This window comes from Burkholderia theae (assembly GCF_048565265.1).
GTDB classification, from domain to species: domain Bacteria; phylum Pseudomonadota; class Gammaproteobacteria; order Burkholderiales; family Burkholderiaceae; genus Burkholderia; species Burkholderia theae.
Genome location: NZ_CP183462.1, coordinates 1,160,682 through 1,182,619 on the forward strand (window position 1 = coordinate 1,160,682; position 21,938 = coordinate 1,182,619).

General features: G+C 67.4%; 22 protein-coding genes and 1 pseudogene. 8 read left to right on the forward strand and 15 right to left on the reverse strand.

Translation table 11 applies throughout. The features are described from left to right. Positions 1-19: 19 nt before the first annotated feature. The 7 genes from ACN22W_RS22680 to ACN22W_RS22710 all read right to left on the reverse strand — a co-directional run bounded on the left by ACN22W_RS22680 (position 20) and on the right by ACN22W_RS22710 (position 4,616). Positions 20-223: a hypothetical protein gene (locus tag ACN22W_RS22680; protein WP_419689488.1), complete on the reverse strand. Its 204-nt coding sequence runs from the start codon at positions 221-223 to the stop codon at positions 20-22. A gap of 77 nt (positions 224-300) precedes the next feature. Continuing rightward, the gene (locus ACN22W_RS22685) at positions 301-549 is read right to left on the reverse strand and encodes a hypothetical protein (protein ID WP_129514992.1); all 249 of its coding nucleotides are present in this window, start codon (positions 547-549) and stop codon (positions 301-303) included. A 100-nt stretch (positions 550-649) separates the two neighbouring features. Then, positions 650-1,177 (reverse strand): transferase hexapeptide repeat family protein, encoded by a 528-nt coding sequence (locus tag ACN22W_RS22690; RefSeq protein WP_419689489.1) that lies wholly within the window; start codon positions 1,175-1,177, stop codon positions 650-652. Positions 1,178-1,180: 3 nt separating this feature from the next. Next, positions 1,181-2,125 carry an electron transfer flavoprotein subunit alpha/FixB family protein gene (locus ACN22W_RS22695; protein ID WP_419689490.1) on the reverse strand — a complete coding sequence of 315 codons (945 nt, stop codon included), beginning with the start codon at positions 2,123-2,125 and terminating at the stop codon, positions 1,181-1,183. A 16-nt stretch (positions 2,126-2,141) separates the two neighbouring features. Continuing rightward, on the reverse strand, positions 2,142-2,891 hold the full coding sequence (locus ACN22W_RS22700) for an electron transfer flavoprotein subunit beta/FixA family protein (protein ID WP_419689491.1): 750 nt from the start codon (positions 2,889-2,891) through the stop codon (positions 2,142-2,144). 38 nt (positions 2,892-2,929) lie between these two features. Beyond that, complete coding sequence (locus ACN22W_RS22705; protein ID WP_419689492.1) at positions 2,930-3,718, reverse strand: SDR family NAD(P)-dependent oxidoreductase; 789 nt, start codon at positions 3,716-3,718, stop codon at positions 2,930-2,932. Between the two features lie 61 nt (positions 3,719-3,779). After that, positions 3,780-4,616 carry an alpha/beta fold hydrolase gene (locus ACN22W_RS22710; RefSeq protein ID WP_419689493.1) on the reverse strand — a complete coding sequence of 279 codons (837 nt, stop codon included), beginning with the start codon at positions 4,614-4,616 and terminating at the stop codon, positions 3,780-3,782. A 138-nt stretch (positions 4,617-4,754) separates the two neighbouring features. Between ACN22W_RS22710 and ACN22W_RS22715 the strand changes: the two genes are divergently transcribed. From ACN22W_RS22715 to ACN22W_RS22745, 7 genes and pseudogenes are all read left to right on the forward strand, one after another. Continuing rightward, positions 4,755-5,534 (forward strand): SDR family oxidoreductase, encoded by a 780-nt coding sequence (locus ACN22W_RS22715; protein WP_419689494.1) that lies wholly within the window; start codon positions 4,755-4,757, stop codon positions 5,532-5,534. A gap of 156 nt (positions 5,535-5,690) precedes the next feature. After that, positions 5,691-7,256, forward strand: coding sequence for a DUF1302 domain-containing protein (locus ACN22W_RS22720; protein WP_129514999.1), 1,566 nt, complete (start codon positions 5,691-5,693; stop codon positions 7,254-7,256). A gap of 41 nt (positions 7,257-7,297) precedes the next feature. After that, complete coding sequence (locus ACN22W_RS22725) at positions 7,298-8,680, forward strand: DUF1329 domain-containing protein (RefSeq protein WP_343494497.1); 1,383 nt, start codon at positions 7,298-7,300, stop codon at positions 8,678-8,680. A gap of 94 nt (positions 8,681-8,774) precedes the next feature. After that, a complete protein-coding gene (gene dmpE, locus ACN22W_RS22730; protein ID WP_343494496.1) occupies positions 8,775-9,557 on the forward strand; it encodes a 2-oxopent-4-enoate hydratase in 783 nt (260 codons plus the stop codon). Positions 9,558-9,570: 13 nt separating this feature from the next. Next, positions 9,571-10,470, forward strand: coding sequence for an acetaldehyde dehydrogenase (acetylating) (locus ACN22W_RS22735; RefSeq protein WP_129515002.1), 900 nt, complete (start codon positions 9,571-9,573; stop codon positions 10,468-10,470). A gap of 16 nt (positions 10,471-10,486) precedes the next feature. Next, on the forward strand, positions 10,487-11,518 hold the full coding sequence (gene dmpG, locus ACN22W_RS22740; RefSeq protein WP_419689495.1) for a 4-hydroxy-2-oxovalerate aldolase: 1,032 nt from the start codon (positions 10,487-10,489) through the stop codon (positions 11,516-11,518). A 78-nt stretch (positions 11,519-11,596) separates the two neighbouring features. Next, a pseudogene (locus tag ACN22W_RS22745) lies at positions 11,597-11,740 on the forward strand (MFS transporter); the annotation flags it as partial. 74 nt (positions 11,741-11,814) lie between these two features. Here ACN22W_RS22745 and ACN22W_RS22750 read toward each other — a convergent pair. Both ACN22W_RS22750 and ACN22W_RS22755 read right to left on the reverse strand, forming a co-directional pair. Beyond that, positions 11,815-12,063, reverse strand: coding sequence for a hypothetical protein (locus tag ACN22W_RS22750; protein ID WP_193100429.1), 249 nt, complete (start codon positions 12,061-12,063; stop codon positions 11,815-11,817). Continuing rightward, positions 12,060-13,307, reverse strand: a complete 1,248-nt coding sequence (locus tag ACN22W_RS22755; protein ID WP_419689496.1) for an alkaline phosphatase family protein — start codon at positions 13,305-13,307, stop codon at positions 12,060-12,062. The genes ACN22W_RS22750 and ACN22W_RS22755 overlap by 4 nt, the downstream gene beginning before the upstream one ends. Before the next feature lie 416 nt (positions 13,308-13,723). Here ACN22W_RS22755 and ACN22W_RS22760 point away from each other — a divergent pair, with 416 nt between their 5' ends. After that, complete coding sequence (locus tag ACN22W_RS22760) at positions 13,724-14,530, forward strand: alpha/beta fold hydrolase (protein WP_419689497.1); 807 nt, start codon at positions 13,724-13,726, stop codon at positions 14,528-14,530. Positions 14,531-14,697: 167 nt separating this feature from the next. Here the strand turns inward: ACN22W_RS22760 and infA are convergent, their stop codons facing one another. From infA to ACN22W_RS22790, 6 genes are all read right to left on the reverse strand, one after another. After that, positions 14,698-14,961, reverse strand: coding sequence for a translation initiation factor IF-1 (infA, locus tag ACN22W_RS22765; RefSeq protein ID WP_048251091.1), 264 nt, complete (start codon positions 14,959-14,961; stop codon positions 14,698-14,700). Positions 14,962-15,432: 471 nt separating this feature from the next. Further along, the gene (locus ACN22W_RS22770; protein WP_006483056.1) at positions 15,433-15,636 is read right to left on the reverse strand and encodes a cold-shock protein; all 204 of its coding nucleotides are present in this window, start codon (positions 15,634-15,636) and stop codon (positions 15,433-15,435) included. Positions 15,637-15,919: 283 nt separating this feature from the next. Next, entirely contained in the window at positions 15,920-16,999 is a 1,080-nt protein-coding gene (locus tag ACN22W_RS22775; RefSeq protein WP_419689498.1) for a Rieske 2Fe-2S domain-containing protein, read from the reverse strand. 68 nt (positions 17,000-17,067) lie between these two features. Next, on the reverse strand, positions 17,068-19,527 hold the full coding sequence (locus ACN22W_RS22780; RefSeq protein WP_419689499.1) for an efflux RND transporter permease subunit: 2,460 nt from the start codon (positions 19,525-19,527) through the stop codon (positions 17,068-17,070). Positions 19,528-19,615: 88 nt separating this feature from the next. Further along, on the reverse strand, positions 19,616-20,575 hold the full coding sequence (locus ACN22W_RS22785) for a WD40/YVTN/BNR-like repeat-containing protein (RefSeq protein WP_419689500.1): 960 nt from the start codon (positions 20,573-20,575) through the stop codon (positions 19,616-19,618). A gap of 148 nt (positions 20,576-20,723) precedes the next feature. Further along, complete coding sequence (locus ACN22W_RS22790; protein WP_419689501.1) at positions 20,724-21,929, reverse strand: acetyl-CoA C-acyltransferase; 1,206 nt, start codon at positions 21,927-21,929, stop codon at positions 20,724-20,726. Positions 21,930-21,938: the final 9 nt, after the last annotated feature.

The window sequence follows — 21,938 nt, forward strand, 5'->3', positions numbered from 1 at the left end:
CGTGCGCGACGCGGGATCATTATCCCGGCACGGAAGGTGAAAACACAACGACCGCCGGCGGCCGCCATCCCGGCGCGCGAGCCGCGCTCAACCGCGCATCCCGCTCACTCAGGATCGCCATCATCTCCGAGGCCAACCGCAGGCTCGAATGGATCCGGAACACGGGTTCGGCGTCGACGCCGGGCATCGGCATCGAGCCATCGGTAAAGACCAGCGAATACACGTTGTCACGGATTGACAGAGTCGATTCGATCGAATCGACACATCGTGGCCGTTTCGCCGAGCACGCGCATCGCGCCGCTAACCCGGCTTCTTCGCCGACTGCACGACGGCAATCCAGCTCACCACCGCCGCAGCGACCCAGCAGCAGGTAATCATCAGGTCGAGATCCATCCAGCCCTCGAAATTCGCGCTGTTTTCGAAACTGCAGCGATGATGGCCCCTGACCCAGATGCAACCACTGATGAACTGCTGAACGTGCATGTAAACGTTGAACACGGCGAAAGCGGAGATAATCACGGCGACCCGCAGGCGTGTGCTGTTTTTCATTGGCGCTGAAGGCGTGGGATGAGTTGCTGCCGATCTTAAGCCAACGGCGATGTGCGACGCAAATCGATCCTGCCGCGACCTGATCCAACTGGCCGCCCGCTCACCCGCCGACCGGCCTGATCGTCCTCAAGCAATCCACCGCCAGCTGCTGATAAATCCGCGTGCCGTTCGCCTTCGCGTCGATCTCCGCATCGCTCAAGCGCCGCACGACGCGCCCCGGCACACCCGCGAGCAGCACGCCGCGCGGCACGTCGTAACCGGCCTTCACGAACGCGCACGCGGCGACGATCGTCGTCGCGCCGATCGTCGCGCCGTCCATCACGACCGCATTCATCCCGATCATCGTGTCCGGTTCGAGCGTCGCGCCATGCACGATCGCGCCATGGCCGATGTGGCTGTTGACACCGAGCCGGCAGGTCTCGCCGATCCCGACATGCAGCACGCAGCCGTCCTGCACGTTGCTGCCGTCGTCGACGACGATCGCACCGAAGTCGCCGCGCAGGCTCGCATGCGGGCCGATGTAGCAGCGCGCGCCGATCGTCACGTCGCCGATCACGACCGCGCTCGGGTCGATATACGCGAACGGATCGACGCGCGGCCGCATCCCGTTGAATTCGAACAGCGGCATCGGTCAGAGCGCCGCGGCCGCTTCCGGCACGAGCGTGAACAGGTCGCCGACGACACCATAGTCGGCCACGCTGAAGATCGGCGCTTCCGGATCCTTGTTGATCGCGACGATCACCTTCGAATCCTTCATGCCGGCCAAGTGCTGGATCGCACCCGAAATGCCGACCGCGATGTACAGCTGCGGCGCGACGATCTTGCCGGTCTGGCCGACCTGATAGTCGTTCGGTACGTAACCTGCATCGACCGCCGCGCGCGACGCGCCGAGTGCGGCATGCAGCTTGTCGGCCAGCGGCTCCAGCACCTTCGTGTAGTTCTCGCCGCTACCCAGACCGCGGCCGCCCGACACGATGATGCTTGCGCTCGTGAGTTCCGGACGATCCAGCTTCGTCACTTCACGGCTCACGAATTGCGACACGCCGGCGTCGGCAGCCGCTTCGATCTTCTCGATCGCAGCGTTGCCGCCAACGGCTGCCACCGCATCGAAACCCGTCGCACGCACCGTGATGACCTTGACCGGGTCGCCCGACTGCACCGTCGCGATCGCGTTGCCTGCGTAGATCGGACGTTCGAACGTATCGGCCGCAACAACCGCCGTGATCTCGGAGATCTGTGCGACGTCCAGCTTCGCGGCGATGCGCGGCGCGACGTTTTTGCCGTAGGCAGTAGCCGGCGCAACGATATGCGAGTAATGCGCCGCGACGCTCATGACCGTCGCTTCGACGTTTTCCGCGAGGCCATTGGCCAACTGCGGCGCGTCGGCCAGCAGCACCTTCGCAACACCCGCAATCCGTGCGGCCGCCTCGGCCGCCGCCTGCGCGTTGTGCCCTGCGACGAGCACGTGAACGTCGCCACCGCCTGCCGCGTTGAGCGCGTGCGCCGCCGCCACCGCATTCAGCGTCGCGGCCTTGATCGACGCATCGTCGTGTTCCGCCAATACCAGAATCGTCATTTCGTTGCGTTCCCTGTTACAGCACCTTGGCTTCGGTCTTCAGCTTCCCGACCAGCGTCTGCACGTCCGGCACCTTCACGCCGGCCGCGCGCTTCGGCGGCTCGTTCACCTTGAGCACCTTCAGGCGCGGCGTCACGTCCACGCCAAGGTCCTCGGGCTTCACGATTTCTAGCGGCTTCTTCTTCGCCTTCATGATGTTCGGCAACGTCACGTAGCGCGGCTCGTTCAAACGCAGGTCCGTGGTCACCACGGCCGGCAGTTGAAGCGACAGCGTTTCCGCGCCGCCGTCGACTTCGCGCGCGACCAGCGCCTTGCCGTCAGCCACCGTCACCTTCGACGCAAACGTCGCTTGCGGCAGGCCGGCCAGTGCGGCCAGCATCTGGCCGGTCTGGTTCGAATCGTCGTCGATCGCCTGCTTGCCGAGAATCACGAGCGAAGGTTGTTCCTTGTCGACCAGCGCCTTCAGCACCTTCGCGACGCCCAGCGGTTCGACGCCGTCATTCGATTCGACGAGGATCGCGCGATCCGCGCCATTCGCAAGCGCCGTGCGCAGCGTTTCCTGCGCCTGCGCGACGCCGACCGACACGGCGACCACCTCGGTGACGACACCGGCCTCCTTCAACCGCACGGCCTCTTCCACCGCGATCTCGTCGAACGGGTTCATCGACATCTTCACGTTCGCGATGTCGACGCCGGTCCGGTCGGATTTCACGCCCACCTTCACGTTCGCGTCGACCACGCGTTTCACTGCCACGAGCACTTTCAACTGCCTGTCTCCTGTTCCGTTGCGCGTACCGTCTCGCGTCAGCGCGCGGTGTACCCGCCGTCGATCACGAGTTCCGCGCCCGTCACGTAACGACCGGCCGGCGACACGAGATACAGGATGCCGGCCGCGATGTCACGCGGGCTGCCGATCTTCGCCATCGGTACATGCGTCTGCAGATAACCGAACACGTTGTCGGGGTCCTGCCCCATCTGGCGGAACGCCTCCTCGAGCATCGGCGTGCGGATATAACCCGGATGCACCGAGTTCGCGCGGATGTTCTTCGCCGCGTACAGCATCGCGTCGACCTTCGCCATCATCCGCACCGCGGCCTTCGACGCGTGATACGCGGGCACGTCGGGGCCGCCGACGATCCCGTACATCGACGACAGGTTCACGATCGACCCGCCGCCGGCCGCGTCGATGTGCGGAATCGCCGCGCGCGTGCACAGGAACACGCCGTTGACGTTCACGTCCTGCACGCGCTGCCATTGCGCGAGCGTGAGCTCGTGCGTCGGCACGTTGTGCCCTTCGATGCCCGCGTTGTTCACGAGCACGTCGAGGCGCCCGAAGCGTGCGACGATCTCGCCGAACACGCGCGCCACGTCGGCCTCTTGCGTGACGTCGAGCAACCAGAACGCCGCCTGGCCGCCCTGCGCGCGGATTTCCTCGACCAGCGCTTCCGCCGGCTGCGACAGCACGTCGAGAATCGCGACGGTGGCGCCGGCGGCCGCCAGCGTGCGGGCCGTCTCCGCGCCAATGCCGCGCGCGCCGCCGGTGATCGCGGCCACCTTGCCGCGCAGGTCGAACAGTTCTTCGATGAGTTTCATGGTGTCTCCGTGTAATTAGCTGGGCCGCCCATGCCGGGGCGACCTTCAATGGCATCCGGCGTTATCGCGTATTCCGCGCCGCAAGGAAATCGAGGCATTCCCGATTGAAATAATCGGCGTGCTCCACCATCACCCAGTGGCCGCACCGGTTCATCAGCACGAAGCGTGCGTCGCGGCAGCGTTCGAGGAACTTCAGCGCGCCGCCGACCGGATTGAAGCGGTCGTCCGTGCCCCAGAAACCGAGCACCGGGCTGCGCAGGTCGCCGAGCGCGTCGGTCAGGTTCGGCACGCTCATCGTCGACAGCACTTCGGTCGGCTGCTCGACGCACACCTTCATCCGCTCGGCGACGAGCGCGTCGGTGACGATCGCCGGATCGTGCACGAGCAACGTCAGCAGCTCGCGCATCGTGTCGTCATTCATCTGTCGATTGGTGAACAGCTTCACCATCCGCTGAATCCCTTCCATTCGGAAATAGGTGTCGCGATCCTCGACGCCGCCCGGCGCCATCATGATCAGTCCGTCGACCTCGTCCGGATAGTCGAGCGCGTATTTCAACGCGATCGCGCCGCCGAGCGAGTTGCCGAGCAGCACGGCCGGCCCGATCCCGAGCGCGGCAAGCTGTGCATGCAGCGCGCCGACGAAGAAATCGAGCGTATAGGCGACGTCGGACGGCTTCGACGACTGGCCGTAACCAGGCAGGTCGACGACGATCGCGCGATAGCCGGCTGCCGCGAACGCGGGGACGTTGTGCTTGAAATTGCTGAAACCGCTAGCGCCCGGGCCGCTACCGTGGATGAACACCACAGGCCGGCCCTCGCCCGCCTCGTAATGGTGCAGGCGCAGGCCGCCCGGTACGTCGGTGAGGATGCCGGCCGGCGGCGTCATGGGGATCGTCATCGCGGGTTGTCTCCTTCGTCGATCGATGGATGCGTGCCCCGATGATTGCGCCGCCGGCGCCGGCCGGCATCATCCTTTCAGACTACGAAGCCGCGCGCGCTTCTTTCTATCATCGGCCCACCGAAACGGAGGCTGACGATGAACGGATTCGACTACAGCGGCAAGACGGTGCTCGTGACGGGCGGCACCAAGGGCATCGGGCGGCGCATCGCCGAACGGTTTCTCGCGGCGGGGGCACGCGTGTTCGTCTGCGGACGCAGCGCGCCCGACACGCCGCCTACGGCCGGCGGCCGCACGGCGGCGTTCATCGCGGCCGACCTGCGCGACATCGAACAGGTCGACGCGATGCTCGCGACGATCCGCGATACGGCGGGTGGCCTCGACGTGCTCGTCAACAACGCGGGCGGCTCGCCGTTCGCGCTCGCGGCCGACGCGTCGCCGCGCTTCACCGAATCGATCGTGCGGCTCAACCTGATCGCGCCGCTGCAGCTCGCGCAGCGCGTGAACGCGATCATGCAGCCGCAGCCGCAAGGCGGCGTGATGCTGTTCATCGCGAGCGTCAGCGCGTCGCGGCCGTCGCCCGGCACGGCCGCGTACGGCGCCGCGAAAGCGGGCCTCGTCAACGCGGTCACGTCGCTTGCGGTCGAGTGGGCGCCGCGCGTGCGCGTGTGCGCGATCAGCCCGAGCCTCGTGCAGACCGAATCGGCCACCGAAGGTCACTACGGCAACGACGACGCGCTCGACGCGATCCGCGCGACGATTCCCGCCGGACGGCTCGCGACGCCGGACGACGTCGCGTCCGCGTGCCTGTTCCTCGCGTCGCCCGACGCGTCGTACACATCGGGCGCGAACCTGCGGCTCGACGGCGGCGGTGAGCGGCCGGCGTTCCTGAGCGCTGTGCAGGCGGCCGCGCGTTGAACCATGCGATGCAAGCGGTGCGGGACGATTCGTTGCCAGTCCTAGGGAAGTCATCTAGTTCATTTTGACGATTCCCTGCTACCGCGATCTCCCTACTCTGCCTCTCACGACAACACACATAGACGACCGTCGTCGATACCCCCAAGAGGAGACACCATGCATCAACGGATTTCGCGCCGTACCGACAAGCGGGCAACCGCCACGCTGTCGACGCTGGCCGCCGCGCTGCTGACATGCGCCGTTCCCAACGCGCATGCAGGCAGCACGATCGAGCTGGGCGCCGACACGACGCTGGACTATACGTTCACGCTCAGTTACGGCCTCGGCATGCGCACGCGTGCGCCGAGCGGCAATCTGCTGACGCCGGCGAACATCAACGGCGACGACGGCGATCGCAACTTCGCGAAGAACAAGCTGATCGAGAACCAGGTCAGCCTGCTCGGCGAAGTGAACCTGAAGCACGACGACTGGGGCGTGTTCGTCCGTGCCGACACGTTCTACGACCAGGCCTACCACCGTCCGAACTACAACGACGCGCCGGACACCGTGAACCACTCGGGGCAGTACAACAACTTCACGAGCGACGCGCGCTACTGGTCGGGCGGCCACACGACGCTGCTCGCCGCGTATGCGTACAACACGTTCCACATCGGTTCGACGAGCCTGAACGTGAAGGTCGGCGACCAGGTCGTCGCGTGGGGCGAAAGCCTGTTCTTCCCGAACATCGCGGGCGCGCAGGGGCCGTCCGACGCGACCAAGTCGTACATGGCCGGCGCGGAGGTGAAGGACATCCTGCTGCCGGTGCCGCAGATCTCGACGCAGTGGCAGATCACGCCGCGCCTGAGCCTGCTTGCGTACTACCAGTTCTCGTTCCAGCAGAACCGCCTGACCGCGCCGGGTTCCTACTGGAGCTATTCGGACGTCACCGGCCCTGGCGCGCAATACATCATCGGCCCGGGCGGGATGCTGATTCCGCGCGGCGCCGACGAGAAGCCGAGCGCACGCAACCAGTGGGGTATCGGCGCGCGCTTCCGCGTGCTGGGCGACACCGAGCTCGGCCTGTACTACCTGCACTACAACGACATGAACCCGAGCGTCGTCACGTCGTTCTTCCCGACGCTCCAGTACCAGCAGACCTATTTCAACAACATCAAGCTGACGGGCGCGAGCTTCTCCACCCAGATCGGCCCGGTGAACGTCGCGGGCGAGGCATCGTACCGGCAAGGCGCATCCGTCCTCGTCAACACGCCGACGGGCGTGCAGTCGACCCGCGCGAACGTCGTGCAAACCAACCTGTCGGGCATCTACTCGATCGGACCGAGCTTCCTCGCGAACTCTCAGTCGCTGATCGGCGAACTCACGTACGTGCACGCGGGCAGCATCTCGGAGCTCGGCGGGTCGACCACGCTCGCGAACACGCGCAACGCGCTCGCGCTCGAGATCGCGTGGACGCTCAGCTACAAGAACGTGTTCAACGGCTGGGATCTCGACGTGCCGCTGACCTACACGCACGACCTGGCGGGCACGTCGCCGCTGGCCGGCGCGCTCGGCTCGCTGACGGGCCAGGGCGACCATCGCGTAACCGCCGGCGTGACCTTCACGCGCCTGAGCAACCTGTCGCTGTCGCTCGTCTACGCAAAGTTCCTCGGATCGCCGAACCCGGTCACGCGCCCGCTCTCGGACCGCGACTACGTGCTGGCCACGGCGACCTACCACTTCTGAGCGGCCCGGCCGCTCGTCACTCAGCAAGAAGAGGATTAGTCATGAAGCGAATTCATCTCCCCCTCCTGCGCGCGTCGGTGATAGCCGCGTGCGCGCTCGCCGCGACGGCGTCGTACCCGAAGGTCACGAATGACGACCTGAAGGCGCTCGACGGCCAGTTGACCCCGATGGGCGCGGTCCGCGCCGCGAGCAAGGACAGCAGCGTGCCCGAGTGGTCGGGCAAGTGGCTCGGCGCGCCGTCCGACGTGCAGTACAAGCGCGGCAGCCGCTACCCCGATCCGTTCGCCAGCGAGAAGCCGGTCGCGACGATCACCGCGGAGAACATGGCGCAGTACGCGGAGCACCTGACCGACGGTCAGAAGGCGATGTTCAAGCGTTATCCGACCACCTTCAAGATCATCGTCTACCCGAGCCACCGCGACTTCCGCTACCCGGATGCCGTCTACAAGGACATCCGCGCATACGCGCCCGATTCGACGATGACGTCCGACGCGAACGGCCTCACGAACGCGCCGCCGACGGTGCCCTACCCGATCCCGAAGACCGCCGCCGAACTGCTGTGGAACCAGCGCTTCTCGTCGTCGATCGGCACCGAGCAGGCCACCTACGACCAGGCGGTCGTGTACTCCGACGGCAACATCGCGTGGGGCAAGGTGCGCTACGACATCTACTCGCCGCGCAACGTCGGCAAGTACGACGTGAAGAGCGACCTGAACAACCGCACGTACTACCGCAACGCGACGGAACTGCCGCTGTCCGACCGCGGCTCGCTGATCGTCGGCTTCACGAACTGGGACAAGGCCGGCGCGGACAACTCGTCGCGCACGTGGATGTACAACCCCGGCACGCGGCGCGTGCGCCAGGCGCCCGAATACGGCTATGACCAGCCGCAGGGCCCGGGCGGCTTCCGCACCGTCGACGACGACCGCCTGTACAACGGCCCCGGCGACCGCTACGACTGGAAGATCGTCGGCAAGCGCGAGATCTACGTGCCCTACGACAACTACAAGGTGATGGACAGCGCGGTGAAGTACGGCGACCTGCTGACCAAGGGCCACGAGAACCCGGCGTATATCCGCTACGAGCTGCATCGCGTGTGGGTGCTGCAGGCGACGCTGAAGAGCGGCTATCGCCACCAGTATGCGAAGCGCGTGCTGTACATCGACGAGGACTCGTGGCAATCGCTGCTCGCCGACAACTACGACGCACGCGGCCAGCTGTGGCGCACCAACGTCGCGACGTCGCTGTACGCGTATGACGCGAAGGTGTTCTACCCGAGCGCGGTGTTCTTCCACGACCTGATCTCGGGCGCGTACATGGCCGACCGCCTGACGAACGAAGGCCCGATGCCGAAGCTCGACAACAGCCCGCAATTCAACGAGGCGTACTTCTCGCCGGACGCGATCCGCAGTTCGGGTAACTAAGCGACGCGGCATGCCCGCGACCCACGCGCCGGAGCCCTGCTCCGGCGCACGACGCCGCCCGCGACGGCGGCCTTTTCCATTCGAGGGCCCTTTCATGTCTTCCCGCCTGCATACGACGCTCGGCGACGAGCTGTACGCCGCGTGGCACGCGCGTGCGCCGGTCGCGCCGCTGTCGAGCCGCCCGCGCCGGCTGTCGCTCGACGACGCCTACCGCATCCAGCAGCGCTTCATCGAACGCCGCGTCGAACACGGCGAAGCGGTGGTCGGCAAGAAGATCGGCGTGACGAGCCAGGCCGTGCAGGACATGCTGAACGTGCGCCAGCCCGATTTCGGCATCCTGCTGTCGGGCATGCACTACGCGGCCGGCGAGGCGATTGCCGCCGACTCGCTGATCGCGCCGCGCGCCGAAGGCGAGATCGCGTTCATCCTCGCGCACGACCTGCGCGGCCCCGGCATCGACCGCACCGACGTGATCGCCGCGACGGCCGCCGTCGCGCCCTGCTTCGAGATCGTCGATTCGCGCATCCGCGACTGGGCGATCCGCATCGAGGACACCGTCGCCGACAACGCGTCGTGCGGCGTGTATGTGCTCGGCGACGCGCGCGTCGACCCGCGCACGCTCGATCTCGCCGCGTGCGAGATGACGATCGAGAAGAACGGCGAGCCCGTCGCGCAAGGGCGCGGCGACGCGGCGCTCGGCCACCCCGCCGACGCGGTCGCGTGGCTCGCGAACACGCTCGCCGCGTACGACGTGCCGTTGCTTGCCGGCGAGATCGTGCTGTCCGGCTCGCTCGCGAAACTGATTCCGGTCACGGCCGGCGACGCGCTGTCGATGCACATTTCCGGCATCGGCAGTTGCGACGTCCGCTTTATCTAAAGGAACCATCCCGATGAAGAAAATCAAATGCGCACTGATCGGTCCCGGCAACATCGGCACCGACCTGCTGTACAAGCTGCGCCGTTCGCCGGTGCTCGAACCCGTGTGGATGGTCGGCGTCGATCCGGCCTCCGACGGCCTCGCGCGGGCGCGCGAGTTCGGCTTGAAGACCACCGACAAGGGCGTCGACGGGCTGCTGCCGCACGTGGCCGCCGACGACATCCGCATCGCGTTCGACGCGACGTCGGCCTACGTGCACCGCGACAACTCCGACAAGCTCACCGCGCTCGGCGTGCGGATGATCGACCTGACGCCCGCCGCGATCGGGCCGTACTGCGTGCCGCCGGTGAACCTCGACGCGCATCTCGACAGCGCGCAGATGAACGTGAACATGGTGACCTGCGGCGGCCAGGCAACGATCCCGATGGTGTACGCGGTGTCGCGCGTGCAGCCGGTCGCCTACGGCGAGATCGTCGCGACCGTGTCGTCGCGCTCGGTCGGCCCCGGCACGCGCAAGAACATCGACGAATTCACGCGAACGACGTCCGGCGCGATCGAACAGGTCGGCGGCGCGCGCAAGGGCAAGGCGATCATCGTGATCAACCCGGCCGAGCCGCCGCTGATCATGCGCGACACGATCCACTGCCTGACCGACGGGCCGCCCGACGTCGAGGCCATTACCGCGTCGGTGCACGCGATGGTCAAGGAAGTGCAGCGCTACGTGCCGGGCTACACGTTGAAGAACGGCCCGGTGTTCGACGGCAATCGCGTGTCGGTCTTCATGGAAGTCGAAGGGCTCGGCGACTACCTGCCGAAGTACGCGGGCAACCTCGACATCATGACCGCCGCCGCGGCCGCCACGGCCGAGCGTTTCGCCGAACAGATGCTGGCCGCGACGGCCGCCACCGCTTGAGTTGAGGAGCCACGCGATGTCACTTGCAGGCAAGAAGATCACCGTCCACGACATGTCGCTGCGCGACGGGATGCACCCGAAGCGCCACCAGATCACGCTCGACCAGATGCGCAACATCGCACGCGGGCTCGATGCGGCCGGCGTGCCGCTGATCGAGGTCACGCACGGCGACGGGCTCGGCGGCGCGTCGGTCAACTACGGTTTCCCCGCGCATACCGACGAGGCGTACCTGAGCGCCGTGATTCCGGAGCTGAAGCAGGCCAGGGTGTCGGCGCTGCTGCTGCCCGGCATCGGCACCGTCGAGCACCTGCGCATGGCGCACGAGCTCGGCGTCGGCACGATCCGCGTCGCGACGCACTGCACCGAGGCCGACGTGTCGGAACAGCACATCGGCCTCGCACGCACGCTCGGGCTCGACACGGTCGGTTTCCTGATGATGGCGCACATGTCGCCGCCGGAGCAGCTCGTCGTGCAGGCGAAGCTGATGGAGTCGTACGGCGCGAACTGCATCTACATCACCGATTCAGCCGGCCACATGCTGCCCGACGACGTGACCGCGCGGATCGGCCAGGTGCGTGACGCACTGAAGCCGGAGACGGAGCTCGGCTTCCACGGCCACCACAACCTCGCGATGGGCGTCGCGAACTCGGTCGCGGCGGTCGCCGCCGGCGCGAACCGGATCGACGCGGCCGCGGCCGGGCTCGGCGCCGGCGCGGGCAATACGCCGATGGAAGTGTTCGTCGCGGTGTGCGACCGGATGGGGATCGAAACGGGTGTCGACGTGTTCGCGATCTCGGACGTCGCCGAGGATCTCGTCGTGCCGATCATGGACGCGCCGATCCGTCTCGACCGTGATGCGCTGACGCTCGGTTATGCGGGCGTCTACTCGTCGTTCCTGCTGTTCGCGAAGCGCGCGGAAGCGAAGTACGGGATTCCCGCGCGCGACATCCTCGTCGAGCTGGGCCGTCAGCGGCTCGTCGGCGGCCAGGAGGACATGATCGAGGACGCGGCGCTGACGATGGTGCGGGCGCGGGAGGTGGCGGCCTGAGCGAACGCGGCCGGCATCCGTCCGGAGGTGTTGTGAAACGGGGCGCAAGCCCCGTTTTCTTTTGCGGGAAGGTAACGGATCGCGATGCTCGGCACGTTGTTCGCGGCTGCGCACGGCGGCGCGGCCGGCTTGCGCGCGGCGATGTTCGCCGGTGCGGCCATTCAGTTGACGGGCGCGGCGGTGTCGGCGGTCAGCGTGCAACGCACGCGGCGGGCCGCATGACGCCTTCGCGGCCGCCGCTCTCATGTGACGCAGGCACCGCGTTACACCGCGCCAATCGCACGCGTCAGCGTTCGTCAGCGATGCTTCCCGCCGTGCCGACGCTTCCGATGCGCCGCACGCGCCTGCTGCAGCGACGGCATCAGTTCCTCGATGTATTGCCGCGCCTGCCCGCGCGTGACGATTTCGCTGAAGCGCTGATGGGCCTTGTCCTGACCGACCAGCGCCGCATGCGCTTTCTTCAGGATGTGCAGAAACGCGATCAGGCTCGTGCCGTCGCGCACGGGTAGCGCATCGCGCGGGTCCGGAGCCGGGGTCGTACTCATGTTCCGATCCTTTGCGGGCAGTCGGTCCGGCACGTCGCCGTCACGAGCGCCAGCAGGTCGTTGGCAAGGCGGTCGCGGTCGGTCAGCGGCGCAAGGCCGAACAGCCGGCCGAGCGTCGCGGCCACCGACGCATGATCGTACGGCGTGTGGTCGACCTGCCCGGCCGCGACCCACGGTGAAATCACGATCGCCGGCACGCGCACGCCGTACACGTCGAAGCCGAAACCGCTCGCGTTCAGCGTCGCGGCCGCGCCATCGTTCGGCGGCGGCGCGGCGCCCGGCTTGACGGAATCGTAGAAGCCGCCGTGCTCGTCGTAGACGATCACGAGCAGGCTGCTGTTCCACACCGGCGAATTGCGGATCGCGTTGTACACGCGCGCGGCGAGCTGGTCGCCGCCAGCCAGCCCGTCCATCGGGTGTTGCGAGCTGCCGTTCTCGTAGGTGCCGTGCACGATGTCGCCGTAGCCGGGCTCGATGAACGTGTAGCGCGCCGTGTAGCCGGCCGCGAGATCGGCTTCGAAATGCGCGAGGTCGTCGACGTCGAAGAAGCTCACGCCCTTCAGCGACGCGACCTGCGGCACATGACCGAGCGGATCGCCGGTCTGGTCCTGGTAGATGCGCCAGTTGCCGTCGCCGAGCGCGCCGAAGATCGAACCCTTCGGATAGGAGAAGCCGTCGATCGTGTCCCACCCGCCCATTTCTTCCTTGGTCGGCGAATGGTCGAGCCCGGCCGACGACGCGCCGTGCAGGAAGAACCGGTTCGGCCAGGTCGGCCCCGGCATCGACGCATGCCATGCGTCGCACAGCACGAACGCGTTCGCGAGCGCGTACAGCGACGGCGCGTTCGTCTGCACGTCCGCGCCCTGCATGATCTTGCCCGCGTCGGCCGGCTGCGGCGGCGTGCCTTCGGAATGCGACGTCGCGTAGTTCGTCACGAACCCCGAGTTGGCGATGGGCGGATAAGCCCGTCCTTTCACGAACGGCACACCCGGGCCGCAGAGCTGCTCGAGCACGTCGGTGAATTCGTGGCAAGGATCGGTCGGCATTCGGTCCGGCGCACCGCCGCCGAATGGATAGACCGCGCCGCCGTACGCGTTGCTGTTGCCCGGCGACGCGGCGACGATGTCGGCGATGCCCGACAGCGCGAACAGGTGATCGAACGAGCGGTTCTCGAGCATCAGCACGAACACGTGCTGGATGCGCTGCTGAACCGGCGGGGCTGCGGGGGCTGCGTCTGCACTCATGGCGCCTCCTGGCGTCGCGCGACGAATGTCCGGCGGGCACGATCGGCGGCGCGCTGAAAACGATTGAAGGCAATTGAAAGCAATGCCCGCGCGCCGCGAATTGCCGACGAGTGTACGACCGCGCCGGCCCGCACGTAAAGCCGTACGCGAACCGCGCTGCCGCGCGTGCGTTCAACCATCGGCCGGCGCGATGTTCCGCGTAACGAACATCGGACCGACGATCGCGTCGCGACTGTCGGACGACAAACGCCGGATCGGATCAATGCGCAGCGCATCGACGAGTCGGGCGGGATGGCGCGCCGTACGTTGACTTTCGCAAGTCGGCCCGATACGATCGATGCACTTTCAAGACGCCCTCCCGGTCCGCCGGGAGGGCGTTTCGTTTTGGTTCACCCACCAAAAGGAAACCACTTGAAATGAATCCCGTCGACACCCTCGCCTCCCGCCCGAACGCCAACCACGACGGCCTCGGCTACCTGCAACACGGCACGGGCCCCGAATGCGTGATGGTCATGCACGACTGGCTCGGCGACCGGACCAACTACGCGGCGCTGTTGCCGTATCTCGACGAAACGGCCTTCACGTACGTCTTCGTCGACTTGCGCGGCTACGGAACCTCCATCCACCTGAACGGCGCCTGCACCGTCGACGAGATCGCGGCCGATTGCCTCGCGCTCGCGGACCGGCTCGGCTGGCAGCGCTTTCACGTCATCGGCCATTCGATGACCGGCATGGCGACGCAGCGAATCGCCGCCAACGCGCCGTCGCGCATCAAGAGCGCGATCGCCGTGTGCCCGGTGTCCGCGGCCGGCAATCGCCTGAACGACGACGCACGCGCGTTCTTCGCGAGCACGACCGTCGACGACGATGCGTTTCGCCGGCTCGTACGATTCGTGACGGGTGGGCTGTCGGCGCGATGGGCCGACGTGAAACTGCGGCAGAACCGCGAGCGCGTGGCGCCGGGTTGCCGGCTCGCCTATCTCGACATGCTGACGGGAACGGATTTCGTCGATGACATCCGCGGGCTGGACACGCGCTTTCTGGTGATCGTCGGCGACAAGGATCCGGGGCTCGACGAAGCGGCAATGCAGGCGACGTTCCTGGCCTGGCACCCGAACGCGCGGCTCGTGACGATCCCGAATTGCGGGCATTACCCGATGCAGGAAAGTCCGCCGTACTTCGCGATGATCGTCGAGGATTTCCTGCGGGACGCGGCCGCTTGAGCGTGGAACACGCAACGCGACCGGAGAAGATGGTGCTGGCCGCCGCGGCGTGACGACGCCGCCGGCGACCGACGAACGGCACGACGCGTGCCGTCCATCCGGTTCGTCCGGCCGCCTGGCCGGACGGGAGTCGATCGGTGCGGTGTAACGCGCCCGATCGTTGCCGCTTAACGGCGCGGTTGCCCGGTTCGCGGCGGACGCGGCGAATTCGCGTCCTTGTGCCGGAAGTTGATACGGCCCTTGGTCAGGTCGTACATCGACAGTTCCAGCGTCACGCGGTCACCCGCGAGAATGCGGATGTGGTTCTTGCGCATGCGGCCCGACGCGTACGCGCCCACCACGACGCCGTTTTCCAGCGTGACGCGATATTTGCTGTCCGGCAGCACTTCGTCGACGATCCCGTCGAGTTCCAGCAGTTCTTCTTTTGCCAAACCAATTCCTCCAGACAAGGTGATTGACCGCGGCCGCGGCGATCTGCCGGGCGCCGTTCCCGCAACGGGACGACGGCTGGCAGGCTGCCGGGTATCGGTTCGTTCAGACGGGCCACAGGCCTGTCTTGCGATCGGAGCCCGGCGCGTTGCGGCGTTCGGGCGGTCAGTGGCGGCGGCGCAATGAGCGCCGCGCAAGTCGGGACCGCGCCGGCTACTACGGCATGGCGGCGGTCTGCTCGGGTTGATGCGTTGAAGCGGTGATGCGCTGGCGAAGCGGCGGGCGCTTCGCGAGGGCGTTGCGTCGCACGCCGTTCAGGCATGCGATGAGGGAGGCGTCACGACCGATGCATCGTGAATGACGCGATGCATCGGTCGTGCGCATCGGAATCGCGCTGGCCGCCGGAATACCGGCGCCCCGCGCGAAAGTCCATCCGGCAGCAGCCGCCGATTGGCGGCCGATGCCGTTGCGGCTTACTGCGGCGTGATGTTCGACGCTTGCAGACCCTTCGGGCCGCGCTTCACTTCGAAGCTGACCTTCTGGCCTTCGGCCAGGGTCTTGAAGCCCGTGCCGCGAATTTCCGAGAAATGGGCGAACAGATCGTCGCCGCCGTTGTCCGGGGAGATGAAACCAAAGCCCTTGGTTTCGTTGAACCACTTGACGGTACCGGTATCCACAAATACTTCCTTAATACGAATAATTGAACATGCGCCCACGACAGGCACAGAAAGAATCAAAGAGGGAAAGGCCAACGACCGCCGCACGGAGTGCGGCCAATGATGAGCTATCGAACTTCTTGAAGACTTCGGTCACGGACACTACGCGGCAACGACCGTTTCGTCAAGTCCTTTTGTTGCAGCGCGGAAGCTTGAATGCCGCGTGCGCCTTATACGGCGGGTGTTGCCGGCCGACGGAGCGTATTTCGATACGCCCCTCATTTCTCGGCCGGCACGCCCGTTTTTACTGCGGATCGAACACGTGATGCAACGCCGGCGGCTCGGCGCCGTCGCGAATCCGCATTTCAAATGCCTTACGCGCGACGCTCGTCGGCCGCACGTCGGCCGCGTCCAGATAGAACTGCGAATACCAGTCGCGCATCTGGTACAGCGGCCCGTCGCCTTCGCACAGCAGCGGGTTGTCGATCCGCGTCTTGCTGTGCCAGATGTCGACGTCCTCGTAGAACGCGCGCTGCGCTTCCTTCACGTACGCGTTCGCGATCTCCAGGTTCTGCTCGTCGCTGAGCCCGACCACCTTCTTCACGATCACGCCGTAACGCAGCTCGAAGCTGTTCATGTCGATCGGCACGTGGCAGTTCAGCAGCACCGAATGGATCGGCTGCCCGTTGCTCTGCCCCGTCATCTGCGTGATGTGCACGGCCGGCCCGAAATACGTCGACAGCGCGGTCAGGCTGTCGCCGCCGAGCTTCTCGCTGCGGCCAACCATCAGCTGCGTCGCCTTGTGATCCTCGAACAGGTTCGCGAAATAGTCGATCGGCGCGCGGTGCACGGTCGCGAAGTGCGCGACGTCCGAGATGTTGTCGACCAGCTCGCGGCAGTTGGCCTGGATCACCATCTTGTCGACCACCCAGTCCGACCATTCGTCGGAGAAGCACACGTCGAGACGCGGAATCGCGACGTCCGCCGGCGGCGCGTTGCCTTCCGGGTCGTTCCAGACGAACAGCAGGTTGTTTTCCTCGCAGGTCGGCCATGCGCCGATGCGCGCCTTCGGCGGAATCCGCTTGCAGTACGGGATCGACGCGCACTGCCCTTCGCCGCTCCAGGCCCAGCCGTGGAACGGGCACACGAGGTTGTCGCCCTGGACCGTGCCGAGGCTCAGGTCGGCGCCCATGTGCGGGCAGTAGGCGTCGACGACATTGACCTTGCCGGTCGAATCGGCAAACGCGGCGAGCTTGCGGCCGAACACGTTCAGCGTGTGCGGCTTACCGTCCTTGTAGTCGCGGGCGAGCCCGAGGCAGTGCCAGCCGCGCGCATAGCGCTGCGCGAGCGGCTGGGCTTCGATCTTGTAAGGGCGTGCGGACATGTGGGTTGACTCCTCTCGTGGGGAACGCGCGGCGGCCCGCCGCGCGCGGGGTAATGGGGGTGCGCCGCTCAGCGCATCGGATTGCCGTGTTCGAACGCGCTCGCCTGCTGCCGTGGCGACGCGGCCACCGGCGACGGCGACGACTGTGTCGCGCGGCGCTCGGCCCGCTCGACGCCGAGCCACGCGGCGAGCGCGGGCAGCAGGAACACCGCGCCGAACAGGTTCACGAGGAACATGAACGCGAGCAGCACGCCCATGTCGACCTGGAACTTCAGCGCGGAGAACGCCCATGTGCCGACGCCGATGAACATCGTGACGGCCGTGAACAGCGCCGCCGTGCCGCGCTGGCGCATCGCGTCGGCAAACGCGTCCGGCAGCGACGCGCCGTGGCGGATGTCGTGCTGCAGGCGCTCGTACAGGTAGATCCCGTAGTCGACGCCGACCCCGACGCCGAGCGTGATCACCGGCAGTGTCGCGACCTTCAGCCCGATGCCGAGGCGCGCCATCACCGCGTTGCACAGGATCGACACGAGCGTGAGCGGCACGACGATGCACAGCACCGCGCGCCACGAGCGGAACGTGACCGCGCAGAGCAGCGCGATCGCGCCGAAGATCGACAGCAGCATCGCGATCTCCGCGTCGCCGACCGCCTCGTTGGTCGCGGCCATCACGCCGACGTTGCCGCCCGCGAGCCGGAACGCGACGTTCGGCGTCGGGTTCTCGGCCGCGAAGCGCTTGATCTCGTCGACGATGTGCGCGATGGTCGTGCCTTCGTGGTTTTTCGTGTAGATCAGGACCTGGATCGCCTTGCAGTTCGCGGTGTTCATCCCGTTGTCGGGGTCGAACGCGTTGGAGCCCTGCGTAAGCCCGTCGCTGGAGCGCGGCAGTGCGGCCCAGCGCGGGTTGCCTTCGTTGAACGCGGCGATGAACACCTTGCCCTGCGACGACACGCTCGTCACCGACTGCACGCCGGCCACGCCGCGCATGTTCATCTCGAACTTCTCGATCGCGCTCATCACCGGGTAATGCAGGCACGCGTCGTCGAAGCCGGTCGTCTCGACGATCACCGACAGCACGTCCACGCCAATGTTGTACTGGTGCGTGATCGCCGCGTTGTCGATGTTGTAGCGCGAGTTCACGCGCAATTCCGGCGCGCCGGTGCCGATGTCGCCGATCTCCAGCTTGCGCGATTCGAGCGTGCCGTACGCGAGCAGCGCGAGCGCCACCACGAACACGCCGAGCGCGGGCGCCGGCCGGGCGAACACCGCGAAGCGCGACCACATCCGGCTGCCGCCGGCCGCCGCCGTGCGCTGCGCGCGCGCCAGCGTGCCGCGTTCGAGGCGCGTGTACGACAGCAGGATCGGCAGGAACACCTTGTTCGTGACGATCATCAGCAGCACGCCGAGGCATGCGGTGATGCCGAGCTCGCGCACGATGTCGATCCTGATCCGCATGATCACCATGAAGCCGAGCGCGTTGGTCAGCAGCGCGACGGTGCCCGGCACGAACAGCTTGCGGAACGCATCGCGGGCGGCGTCGACCGACGACTCGCCGCGCACCAGCGCCTGCTTCCATGCGTTGGTCATCTGCACCGCGTGCGATACGCCGATCGAGAAGATCAGGAACGGCACGAGGATCGACATCGGGTCGATGCCGAGCCCGAGCAGCGGCAGCGCGCCGAGCAGCCAGACGACCGGCAGCAGCGCGACGACGAGCGCCAGCACGGTGGTCTTCAGCGAGCGCGTATAGCCGAACAGCAGCGCGGCCGTCACGAGGAACGCGAGCGCGAAGAACGCCATCACGCCCGCGATGCCGCTCTCGACGTCGCCGACCAGCTTCGCGAAGCCGATGATGTTCACGTCGATGCCCTGCTTCGCGTATTTCGCACGAATCTCCTCGAGCTGGCGCGCGACCGCGCTGTAGTCGAGCCGCTTGCCGGTGGCCGGGTCGGTCTCGCGCAGCTCGGCGCGGATCAGCGCCGACTTCAGGTCGTTGCCGACGAGGCGGCCGATCTGCCCCGAACGCGCGACGTTGCGGCGCACCTTCGCGAGATCGTCCGGGTTCGCGCTCGAGAACTGGCCCGGCACGACCACGTCGCCGCGAAAGCCGGCCTCGGTCACCTCGGTGTAATGGACGTTCGGCGTGAACAGCGAGAACACGCGCGAACGGTTCACGCCGGGGATGAAGAACACATCGTCGGTCGCATGGCGCAGCGCATCCATGAACGTCTGGTTGTAGATGTCGCCGTCGCCCTTCCAGCGCAGGCTCACGAGGATCGTGTTGGCGCCGGGGAACGCGCCCGCATAACGCTCGAACACCTGCATGTACGGATGCTGCATCGGGATCATCTTGTTGAAGCCCGGATCGAGCTTCAGGCGCGTCGCGGACAGCCCGAGCGCGAGCGTCACCGCCACGCAGAGCAGCATCAGCAGCCGGCGCCGGCGAATGATCGTGTTGGCGCAGCGCTCGACGAAGGTGGCGAGGCGCGACGCGGGAACGGCTTCAGGGGGGCGTGACAGGTCGTTCATGGAATTCTCGTGTCGGTACGGACTGGCGATGCGAAACGAACCAAAGCGGACGGCAACCGGCGGCCACTGCGGCCGCCGTGGCCGCGCATCAGGACGGCGCCGCGGCGAGCGGCGCGACGCCGGCCTCGCCGCCGAGCAGCAGCGCGCCGTGGCCCATGTCGAGCACGGCCGCGAGACTCTGCACGCCGCCGAGCTTGCGCACGTCGAAGGTCAACCCGCCGTCGCGCGACGCGACGATCGCGCCGCCCTGGCCGACCAGCACGAGTTCGCCGTCGGTCAGCTGGGTCGCGCCGAAGTACGACACCGGCACGTGGCTGTCGACGTGCGTCCAGGTCGCGCCGCGATCGGTGCTGCGCACCACGTTGCCGCGCATCCCGTACGCGACCCAGTCGCCGTTCGCGAGCATCAGCGCGCCGAACAGCGAGCCGGCGTACGGCGAAGGCAGCTTGTCCCAGGTGACGCCGTTGTCGGTCGAGCGCAGCAGCGTGCCGCTCTCGCCCGCGACCAGCAGGTTGCCGTGGCCGTCGCCGACGATCGCGTTCAGGTGACGGTCGCCGGCGGGCGTCTTGACCGTCTGCCAGTTGACGCCGGCGTCGTCCGAGCGCAGCAACTGGCCGAAGCTGCCGGCCGCGAACAGCGGGCCGTCGGCGGTGCCCCACACGGACAGCAGCGGATCGGAATGCGCGTGGTCCATGTGCACCTCGCGCCAGTGCACGCCCGCGTCGTCGCTGCGGATAATCCGGCCGTCGTGGCCGACCGCAATCCCGAGCGTCGGCGTGATGAAGCGCACCTGCGTGAGCGTCGACGCCTGGTCGGGCGCGACCGACGCCGGCCGCCAGTGGGCGCCCGCGTCGTCGCTCAGCAGGATCACGCCGCGTTCGCCGACCGCGACGATGCGCGCGCCGGCCCTGGCGAGCCCGTTGATCTGCAGCCGGTCCGCATGGATCGCGGTGACCGGGAACGCCGGCAGCGGGCGCGGCGAAAACGCGAACAGCGCGGCGCCGAGCACGAGCGCCGACATCGCGAGTCCGGGCAAAGTTCGTTTCATGCTTGTCTCCTGTGTCTGCGTTCGACGGCGGTCCGCGCCGAAGCGCCAACGGCAATCGCCTGCAAATCTCCGGGCCGTCGGTCTTTGCCGCGGCCTCGAATGGTCCTGAATGGCTGGCCGCCGTCTCCGGCGGCCGATCCGGCGCCTGCTACGCGCCGACTTCGAACAGCGCGGCGGCACCCATCCCGCCGCCGATGCACATCGTCACGACCGCGTGCCGCACGCCGCGCCGCGCGCCTTCGAGCAGCGCGTGCATCGTCATCCGCGCGCCCGACATCCCGAACGGATGGCCGAGCGCGATCGCGCCGCCGTCCACGTTCAGCCGGTCGTCGGGAATGCCGAGCGTGTCGCGGCAATACAGCGCCTGGCACGCGAACGCCTCGTTCAGCTCCCACAGCCCGACGTCGGCCACCGTCATCCCGAAACGCGCCAGCAGCTTCGGGATCGCGAACACCGGGCCGATGCCCATCTCGTCCGGCTCGCAGCCGGCCACCGCGAGGCCGCGGAACGCGCCGAGCGGCGTCAGCCCGCGACGCGTCGCCTCGCTGCGCGACATCACGACCACGGCAGCCGCGCCATCCGACAGCTGCGACGCATTGCCGGCCGTCACGAACTCGCCCTGCTCGACGACCTTGCCGCCGCTCCACGACGGCTTCAGCCCCGCGAGCCGCTCGGCCGTCGTGTCGGCGCGCACGCCTTCGTCACGCGCCGCGCGCAGGTCTTCGTGACCGGCCGGGTTGCCTTCCTTGTCGAACAGCGCGCGGCGCACGTCGAGCGGCGCGATTTCCGCGTCGAAGCGGCCGGCGGCCTGTGCTTCGGCCGTGCGCTGATGGCTCTGCAGCGCGTAGGCGTCCTGCGCGGCGCGCGAGATGCCGTAGCGGCGCGACACGATCTCGGCCGTTTCCATCATCGCGATGTACGCGGCCGGCTGGTGGTCGAGCACGGCCTGCGAACGCGCGCGATACGCGTTCTTGTGCTTGTTCTGCGTGAGCGAGATCGACTCGACGCCGCCCGCGACGACGATCCGCGCGTCGCCCGCGCCGATGCTGCGCGCGGCGCTCGCGATCGACATCAGGCCCGACGAGCACATGCGGTCGATCGCCATACCGGGCACCGACGCCGGCAGCCCGGCCGCCGCGGCCGACAGGCGGCCGATGTTGTAGCCCTGCGTGCCTTGCTGTGCGGCGCAGCCGATCAGCACGTCGTCGACGTCGGCCGGCGCGACACCCGCGCGTTCGAGCGCCGTGCGCACGACGTGGCCGCCCAGCGCGGGCGCCTCGGTGTCGTTGAACATGCCGCGAAACGCCTTGCCGATCGGCGTGCGTGCGACGGAAACGATGACTGCGTCTTCCATATGCTGGCT